Annotated in this window: 8 protein-coding genes; 6 read left to right on the top strand and 2 right to left on the bottom strand. The window is 73.9% G+C overall.

The window, feature by feature from the left end; all coding sequences use genetic code 11:
• Positions 1–19 precede the first annotated feature (19 nt).
• A complete protein-coding gene (locus E6R18_RS29945; RefSeq protein WP_136320026.1) occupies positions 20–1,972 on the top strand; it encodes a DUF6350 family protein in 1,953 nt (650 codons plus the stop codon).
• Here E6R18_RS29945 and E6R18_RS29950 read toward each other — a convergent pair.
• On the bottom strand, positions 1,962–2,894 hold the full coding sequence (locus tag E6R18_RS29950; RefSeq protein WP_136320015.1) for a hypothetical protein: 933 nt from the start codon (positions 2,892–2,894) through the stop codon (positions 1,962–1,964). The genes E6R18_RS29945 and E6R18_RS29950 overlap by 11 nt on opposite strands.
• Before the next feature lie 349 nt (positions 2,895–3,243).
• On the opposite strand from E6R18_RS29950, the gene purN reads away from it, so the two are divergent.
• Positions 3,244–3,900 carry a phosphoribosylglycinamide formyltransferase gene (purN, locus tag E6R18_RS29955; RefSeq protein ID WP_136320016.1) on the top strand — a complete coding sequence of 219 codons (657 nt, stop codon included), beginning with the start codon at positions 3,244–3,246 and terminating at the stop codon, positions 3,898–3,900.
• Positions 3,887–5,440, top strand: coding sequence for a bifunctional phosphoribosylaminoimidazolecarboxamide formyltransferase/IMP cyclohydrolase (gene purH, locus E6R18_RS29960; protein ID WP_136320017.1), 1,554 nt, complete (start codon positions 3,887–3,889; stop codon positions 5,438–5,440). Before purN ends, purH begins: the two co-directional genes overlap by 14 nt.
• A gap of 88 nt (positions 5,441–5,528) precedes the next feature.
• On the opposite strand, the gene E6R18_RS29965 is transcribed toward purH, so the two are convergent.
• Positions 5,529–6,113, bottom strand: coding sequence for an RDD family protein (locus E6R18_RS29965; RefSeq protein WP_136320018.1), 585 nt, complete (start codon positions 6,111–6,113; stop codon positions 5,529–5,531).
• Between the two features lie 228 nt (positions 6,114–6,341).
• Here E6R18_RS29965 and E6R18_RS29970 point away from each other — a divergent pair, with 228 nt between their 5' ends.
• The 3 genes from E6R18_RS29970 to E6R18_RS29980 form a co-directional block, all read left to right on the top strand.
• A complete protein-coding gene (locus tag E6R18_RS29970) occupies positions 6,342–7,211 on the top strand; it encodes a bifunctional methylenetetrahydrofolate dehydrogenase/methenyltetrahydrofolate cyclohydrolase (protein ID WP_136320019.1) in 870 nt (289 codons plus the stop codon).
• A 20-nt stretch (positions 7,212–7,231) separates the two neighbouring features.
• A complete protein-coding gene (locus tag E6R18_RS29975; RefSeq protein WP_136320020.1) occupies positions 7,232–7,780 on the top strand; it encodes a DUF3017 domain-containing protein in 549 nt (182 codons plus the stop codon).
• A 318-nt stretch (positions 7,781–8,098) separates the two neighbouring features.
• Positions 8,099–8,613 (top strand): helix-turn-helix transcriptional regulator (locus tag E6R18_RS29980; protein ID WP_136320021.1); only part of this gene is annotated, 515 nt, incomplete at its 3' end.

Below are 8,613 nucleotides of genomic sequence, written 5' to 3' on the forward strand. Positions count from 1 at the left end.
GCATGACGGCGTGACCCAAGTGACCGAACGCAGCCCGTCGTTGTCGGCCGAGCAGGCAGGGCCCGCCGTACTGGTCGCGGCCGCGCTGCGCGGGGCCGTCGCGGCGGGGCTCGGGCTGGGCTCCGTCGCCGTTCTCGTCGCCGCCGTCTGGATCAGCTCCCCGGCCCCCGACAGCGGCCCCGGCGAGGCGTTCCACGCGGCCGCCGGCCTGTGGCTCCTCGCGCACGGTGCCGAGTTGGTCAGGACGGAGACCCTGACCGGCGCCCCGGCCCCGATGGGGGTGGTCCCGCTGCTGCTCGCCGCCCTGCCGGTGTGGCTGGTGCACCGGGCGGCCAGGGACGTGCTGGAGCCGGAGGAGGGGCGCGCCGCCCCGACGCCCGGTCGTGCGTTCGCGCTGGTGACGGCCGGATACCTGCTGGTCGGCGGCGTGGTCGCCCTCTACGCGCGGGGCGCCTCGCTGTCCGCCCGGCCGCTGTCCCTGCTGTTCCCCGCCGTGCTGGTGGTGGCGGGTGCGGCGGCCGCCGGGGTGTGGACGGCTTGCGGGCACCCGGTCGGCCCCCCGCCCTCCTGGGCGCCGGTGCGGCTGCACGAGGCGATGGCGCGCACCCGGTTCGTGCGGCGGGCCGAGGCGGTGGGCCGGTCGGCGGCGGCCGGGACGGCGGTGCTGCTCGGCGGGGGAGCGCTGGTCGTGGCGGCGGCGCTGGTGTGGCACGGGGGGCCGGTGCAGGAATCCTTTCTGCGGCTCGCCGACGACTGGGGCGGCCGGGTCGCCGTCCTCCTGCTGGCGCTGGGCCTGGTGCCGAACGCGGCGGTGTGGGGTGCGGCGTACGGGCTCGGCCCGGGCTTCGCCCTCGGTACGGCTTCGACGGTCACCCCGCTCGCCTTCACGGGGCACCCGGCCGTACCGGACTTCCCCCTGCTGGCCGCGATGCCGGCGCAGGGCCCGGGGGCGCCCCCGAACTGGGCGGCCGGCGCGGTCCCGGTCGCGGCGGCGCTGACGGTCGCCTGGTTCACCGTACGGCGGGCGGCGCCGGCCCACGGCGTACGCGAGGAGGCGTGGAGCCCGTGGGAGACCGCGCTCACCACCGCCCTGGCGGCCGTCGGCTGCGGGATCGGCGCGGCCCTGCTGGCGGCAGCGGCGGGCGGACCGCTCGGCACGCACGCCCTCGCGGACTTCGGCCCGGTCTGGTGGCTCACCGGGGCGGCGACGCTGGCCTGGACCGTCGTGCTCGGCGTCCCGGCGGCCCTGCTGCTACGTGCCTGGCGGCTGCGCGGACGTACGAAGGACGAGCAGCCGGCGGACGCGGCGGACAGAGCCGAAGGAGTGAAGACCCGATCGGCGAAGAAGGCACCCGGAGAGGCGAAGAAGGCGCGGGGAGAGGCGAAGAAGGCGCGGAGAGAGGCGAAGAAAGCATCCGGCGAGGCGAAGAAGGCCGCCGCCGAAGCGAAGAAGGCCGTCGCCGAGGGGGCCGAGAACGCGCCCGGAGCGGACGACAAGGCGTCCGGGCCGGCGGAGAAGGGCGCCCGGCGCAGGTGGTGGCCCTGGAGCGGCAGCCGCGCCACCGAGGAGCAGGACCCCCGGAGCGACGAGGCGCCCGCCCCGGCCTCCGGTGGCGGCCCGGACGTGGATGTCGAGGCGTACGACTTCCTGCCGACCGACCCCTGGCACGCCCGGACGGCCGACGCCCACCCGTCCGGCCCGCCGGAGCCCCCACCCGCCACCGCGGCCCCGGACACCGAGCCCGAGCCCGAGAAGTCCGAGGAAGCCGAGCCCGGCACCCTGGACACCGGGCCCGAGCCCGAGCCCCAGGCGTCCGAGCCCGGCCCCCCGGGCACCGAGCCCGGCCCCCCGGGCACCGAGCCCGGCCCCCCGGGCACCGAGCCCGGCCCCCCGGGCACCGAGCCCGGCCCCCCGGGCACCGACTCCGGCCCCCCGGATACCGGCCCCGCCTCCCCGGCCGCTACTGCTTGACGCCGAAGAGGGTTTCCAGTGGCTTCGGGAGCAGATCGTTGCAGGCCAGCTGGCCCGACTTGGTCAGGGCGTCGTTCACACAGGTGTAGTAGTCGCGGTAGACCATCTGGACGGTGAACGTCGTCGCGACGATCGCCAGCGCGATCACGCCCGTCACCAGACCGCTGACCGCGGCCGTGGTCTGCTGCCGGCCCGTGCGCTGGGCGGTCAGGGCGTTCTGCGCACCGGCGGGCCCCTGACCGGCGGGGGTGCCGGGGCCCCAGGCGCCGGCCTGCTGTCCCGGACCGCCGGTCGCCGCCGCACCGCCCGTCCCGGGAGCGGGCGAGGAGGCGGGCGCACCCGGCCCGGCCGCCTGGCCCTTCGGCCTCCCCCGCAGCGCGCTGATCGACCAGTACGTGGCGAGGGCGCCGAGCAGCAGGGCGATCTCCGGGAAGTCGAAGATCGCGAAGAAGAAGGCCCACATGCCGGCGAGCAGCGCGTAGCGGGCGCGGCGCTGGATGGGGTCGGTCGGGTCCCAGCGCGGGCCGGCGGGCGCGCCCTCGGGGCCGCCCTTCCCGTTCGGCCCGCCCGGTCCGGCGGGCCGGCCGCCGAAGTCACCGTTCTGGCGGCCCGGCTGCTTGCTGCTCCACTGGCTGCCCCACGCGGGCCGGTGGTCGGAGGGCTGGCCGTCGGGCGCGTCGCCGCCGTTGCCGTTTCCGTCGCCCCCGCCGTTGCCGTCCGTGGAGCCGCCGACCGGGTGGCGGGGCTGCCAGGGCTGGTCGGGCCGGCCCTCGGGCGGCGGCGCGAAGGGGTTGTCGTCCTGCGGATTCCCGGAGGAACCGGACGAAGAGGAGGAGGACGAGGAGGAGCGCTCCCGCATCAGCAGGGTGGCCCGCTCGGGCAGCGGACGGTGGAAGGCGGTGCGGCGGCGTCGGTCCGGCATGTGGTGAACGTCTTCCCCATCTCGTCATGTCCGCCCGGTGGACGGTGCGCTGTCCCTTGACGCTACCTTCCGGCGAGGAGGAGCCGGAAGCGGGGAGCGCGGCGTGACCGCCCGGACCGGCGGACCGGGCGACCGGGGCTCCCTCACCCCGTCAGCCGAGGGCCCAGCGGGGTGCCGGTATCGTTGCTGACGGTCGGCCCGTTCGTAGAGTTCCCCGTATCGAAGAGCGCGCTTCTTTCGTACGACCGTACAAATCGCATGACCCGTACAGATCGCATGACCGTCGCCCCAGTGCCGTGGTGGCGGGTCGGCCGCTTCGAACCGCTCGCACGCGAGAAAGGGCCCAGCTGTGGCCTCCCCGCTCTCCTCCGCCGCCCCGGCCCGTGTGGTCGTCCTGGTCTCCGGGTCCGGTACGAACCTTCAGGCCCTGCTCGACGCGATCGGCGACGACCCCGACGGGTACGGCGCCCGGATCGTCGCGGTCGGCGCCGACCGCGACGGCATCGCCGGTCTGGAACGGGCCGAGCGCGCCGGGCTCCCCACCTTCGTGTGCCGCGTCAAGGACCACGCCTCGCGCGAGGAGTGGGACGCCGCGCTCGCCGAGGCCACCGCGGAGCACCGGCCGGACCTCGTCGTGTCCGCCGGCTTCATGAAGATCGTGGGCAAGGAGTTCCTCGCCCGCTTCGGCGGCCGGTTCGTCAACACCCACCCCGCCCTGCTCCCCAGCTTTCCCGGAGCCCACGGTGTGCGTGACGCGCTCGCGCACGGCGTGAAGGTCACCGGGTGCACCGTCCACTTCGTCGACGACGGTGTCGACACCGGTCCGATCATCGCGCAGGGCGTGGTCGAGGTGACCGAAGAGGACACCCCGGAGGGCGAAGCGGCCCTTCACGAACGCATCAAGGAAGTCGAGCGCAAGCTGCTCGTCGAGGCCGTGGGGCGGCTCGCCCGCGACGGCTATCGCATTGAGGGACGAAAGGTTCATCTCGGTCATGTCGGTGAATAAGCCCATCCGCCGCGCCCTGGTCAGCGTCTACGACAAGACGGGGCTCGAAGACCTCGCCCGCGGTCTGCACGAGGCGGGTGTCGAGCTGGTCTCCACCGGCTCCACCGCCGGAAAGATCGCCGCCGCCGGCGTCCCGGTCACCAAGGTCGAGGAGCTGACCGGCTTCCCCGAGTGCCTCGACGGCCGCGTCAAGACGCTGCACCCGCGCGTCCACGCCGGCATCCTCGCCGACCTGCGCCTGGACGCGCACCGCGCGCAGCTCGCCGAGCTGGGTGTCGAGCCGTTCGACCTGGTGGTCGTCAACCTCTACCCGTTCAAGGAGACCGTCGCCTCCGGCGCCACCGCCGACGAGTGCGTCGAGCAGATCGACATCGGCGGCCCCTCGATGGTCCGCGCCGCCGCCAAGAACCACCCGTCCGTGGCCGTCGTCACCAGCCCGGAGCGCTACGCCGACGTGCTCGCCGCGGTCAAGGAGGGCGGCTTCGACCTGACCGCCCGCAAGCGGCTCGCCGCCGAGGCGTTCCAGCACACCGCCGCCTACGACGTGGCCGTCGCCTCCTGGTTCGCCGACGACTACGCCGCCGCCGACGACTCGGGCTTCCCCGACTTCTTCGGTACGACGTACGCCCGCGAGAACGTCCTGCGCTACGGCGAGAACCCGCACCAGCCCGCCGCGCTCTACACCTCCGGCGCGGGCGGCCTGGCCGAGGCCGAACAGCTGCACGGCAAGGAGATGTCCTACAACAACTACACGGACACCGACGCCGCGCGCCGGGCCGCGTACGACCACGCCGAGCCGTGCGTCGCGATCATCAAGCACGCCAACCCGTGCGGCATCGCCATCGCCGACGACGTCGCGACCGCGCACCGCAACGCGCACGCCTGCGACCCGCTGTCCGCGTTCGGAGGCGTGATCGCCGTCAACCGTCCGGTGACCGTCGAGATGGCCGAGCAGGTCGCGGAGATCTTCACCGAGGTCATCGTCGCCCCGGCGTACGAGGACGGCGCGGTCGAGGTCCTGTCCCGCAAGAAGAACATCCGCGTGCTGCGCGCCCCCGGCGCCCCGTCCGGCGAGGTCGAGGTCAAGCCGATCGACGGCGGTGCGCTGCTCCAGGTCACCGACCGCCTCCAGGCCGAGGGCGACGACCCGGCCAACTGGACGCTCGCCACGGGCGAGGCGCTGTCCGCCGACGAGCTGAAGGAACTGGCCTTCGCCTGGAAGGCGTGCCGCGCGGTCAAGTCCAACGCGATCCTGCTCGCCAAGGGCGGCGCCTCGGTCGGCGTCGGCATGGGCCAGGTCAACCGCGTCGACTCCGCGAAGCTCGCCGTCGAGCGCGCCGGCGAGGAGCGGGCGGCCGGTTCGTACGCCGCGTCCGACGCGTTCTTCCCGTTCCCCGACGGGCTGGAGATCCTGACCGCGGCCGGCGTCAAGGCCGTGGCCCAGCCCGGCGGTTCGGTCCGCGACGAGCTGGTGGTCGAGGCCGCGAAGAAGGCGGGCGTGACGATGTACTTCACCGGCACCCGGCACTTCTTCCACTGAGCCGGCCGGTCCCGCACGGTACGACCGAGGGCCGTGACCCCACGCGACGAGCGTGCGGTCACGGCCCTCGGGTCCGTCCGGGGTGCGGTCAGCCGACCTTGACGACCACGGTGGAGCAGACCTTGTCCGCGAACGTCTGGTTCTTGTCGTCCCACAGCGGCCACAGCCAGCCGATGTAGCAGGCGAGGCTGTCCAGGAAGTGGGCGATGTAGCGGACGAACGACATGCCGAAGCCGAGCGTCCGGCCGTCCTGCTCGCGCAGCAGGCTGATGCCGAGGGCCTTCTTGCCGACGAACTGGCCGGTCGTGCCCTCCTTGTACAGCTTGAAGAGGCCGAGGCCGATGCCGGCGAGGATGCCCAGGAGGGCTATCACGCCGCCCGCGGTGCCGCCCACGGCGCCGCCGATGAAGAGCAGGACCATGTAGGGGATGCCGATGACGAGGCCGTCGACCAGGAGCGCGGCGAAGCGGCTGCCCCAGCCGGCGAGCGGCGGGCGGGCGCCCTGCTGGCCGTAGTCGCCGCCGGGCACGGGCGGGGCCGACGGGTAGCCGTAGCCCTGCTGCGGCACGCCCTGGGGCGCCTGCTGGGGGTAGCCGTAGCCGGGCTGGCCCTGCGGCGGCTGTCCGGGCTGCTGCCCGTAGGGGTTGTTCGGGTTCGGGTCGCCGAAGCTCATCTGGGGCGTTCCTCCAACGGACGTACGGGGACGGGTGCGGCCGCGCGGAGGAAAGAAAACGTCAGCGGTCCAGCCCCCCGGTTACTGCTGCGGCACAGCGCCCCTCATCGTGATAAGCAGAAAGTAAGTTTGTCCAGTCGCGGTGGAAGAAGTTGTCCAAGTGCAACCTTGTGTCCACCGCCCGTACCTAATTGGTCCGAGGGCGGGGTCATCCGCGAGTATGGGCACATGACTGCCCAGATTCTCGATGGCAAGGCCACCGCAGCAGCGATCAAGTCCGATCTCACCGTCCGCGTGGCGGCCCTCAAGGCCCGGGGCATCACCCCCGGCCTGGGAACCCTGCTGGTCGGGGACGACCCGGGCAGCAGGTGGTACGTGAACGGCAAGCACAAGGACTGCGCCCAGGTCGGTATCGGCTCCATCCAGCGCGAACTGCCCGCCACCGCCACGCAGGAGGAGATCGAGGACGTCGTCCGCGAGCTCAACGCCGACCCCGCGTGCACGGGTTACATCGTGCAGCTCCCCCTGCCCGAGGGGATCGACACCAACCGCGTCCTGGAGCTGATGGATCCGGCCAAGGACGCCGACGGCCTCCACCCGATGAGCCTGGGCCGGCTCGTGCTCAACGAGGCGGGCCCGCTCCCCTGCACCCCGCAGGGTGTCGTCCAGCTGCTGCGCCACCACGGCGTCGAGATCAACGGGGCGCACGTCGTGGTCGTCGGACGGGGCGTCACCATCGGGCGGTCCATCCCGCTGCTGCTGACCCGCAAGTCGGAGAACGCCACGGTGACCCAGTGCCACACCGGTACGCGTGATCTGGCCGCCCACCTGAAGCAGGCCGACATCATCGTGGCCGCCGCGGGCGTGCCGCACATCATCAAGCCCGAGGACGTGAAGCCGGGCGCCGCCGTCCTCGACGTCGGTGTCAGCCGCGACGAGAACGGCAAGATCGTCGGCGACGTCCACCCGGGCGTGGCCGAGGTCGCCGCCTGGATCTCGCCGAACCCGGGCGGGGTCGGACCGATGACCCGCGCCCAGCTGCTCGTCAACGTGGTCGAGGCCGCCGAGCGCGACGCCGACGCCCTCTCCGCCGGCTGATCCGGCCCGGAAGGAACCCCATGGGTGCTGGTACGAGTCCGGCCGACCGGGCCGCGTCGGAGTCCGGGCCGGCCACCGCAGGGACCGCGCCCGAGCCGGAGGCGGCCGACGCCGCGACCGGCGAGGGCGGGACCGAAGAGGCAGCGACCGGCGAGGGCGGGGCCACCGAAGTGCGCCGCTCGCGTCGGTTCTCGCTGACGCGGGACACCGCACGGCCCGAGGGCGGCGGCCGGGCGGCCGCCGGGGACGCTCCCGCACCGGCCCGTCAGTGGCCACTGCTCGCCGTGCTCTGCACGGCCGGGGCCGGACTGCTGATCGTGGCGGCCAACCCCTTCGACGGGGCATTCCGGATCGGGACGATACTGATCGGCGTGGCGCTCCTGGTGGGCGCGGTCCTGCGCCTGGTCGTCCGCTCGGTCGGCATGCTCGCGGTGCGCTCCCGCTTCACCGACCTGGTGACGTACGGGCTGCTGGGCGTCCTCATCGTGCTGCTCTCGCTGATGGCCCAGCCGAAGCCGTGGCTGGACATCCCGTTCCTGGAGGACGCGGTCCACTTCACCGTGCGCTGACGCACCCGGGCCGTGGACCGGTGGCCGTCCCCTCCCCCGAGAAGGGACGGACACCGGGGCCGGGGCAACCCGGAGCGAAAAGCTCCGAACGCGGCGACTTGAGCGGCCTTGCCCCGTCCTGCTTCCAGCCTTGTCGGCCCGGCCGACCCGTTCAAGGGATGGCCGGGGCCTGTGGCACGGAAGTGACCATTCCGCCATCGTGTGATCGTCAGGCAACATCGTCGGGCAACGGTGGCAGACTGACCGGCGCGGTCCGGGGACGGCAGGACCACCGGGTCCGGACAGGCGCGGAAGCAGGAGCGTACGTAGGGGAGAGTCATGCCTCGTTGGAAGGCACTGCCGCCGGATCTCGACCCGCAGATCCGGGAGTTCACCGGCCAGCTGCGCCGGCTCGTGGACCGGAGCGGCCTCGGCCTCGCCACGCTGGCCGACCGCACGGGCTACAGCAAGACGTCCTGGGAGCGGTATCTGAACGGCCGGCTGCTCGCACCCAGGGGAGCGATCCACGCGCTCGCCGAGGTCACGGGCACCAACCGCGTCCACCTCACCACCATGTGGGAGCTGTCGGAACGGGCCTGGAGCCGCGCCGAGATGCGCCAGGACATGACGATGGAGTCCATCCGGATCACCCAGGCGCGGGCCGCGCTCGGCGAGTCCGGCCGGAACCCGCCCGGCCACGGCAGGACCCGCCCCTCCGGCGGCGTCGACACCGCCCCGGGACGCTCCGCCCCCGGTCACGGCCGCCGCTTCGCCCCTCTGCCCCCGCAGCGCCCCGCGCCCCCGCACCCCCGGCAGCCGCAGGCCGGACCGCACGCGCCCCGGGGCCGGAGATC

It is taken from the genome of Streptomyces sp. A1277 (genome assembly GCF_004795015.1).
Classification (GTDB): Bacteria; Actinomycetota; Actinomycetes; order Streptomycetales; family Streptomycetaceae; genus Streptomyces.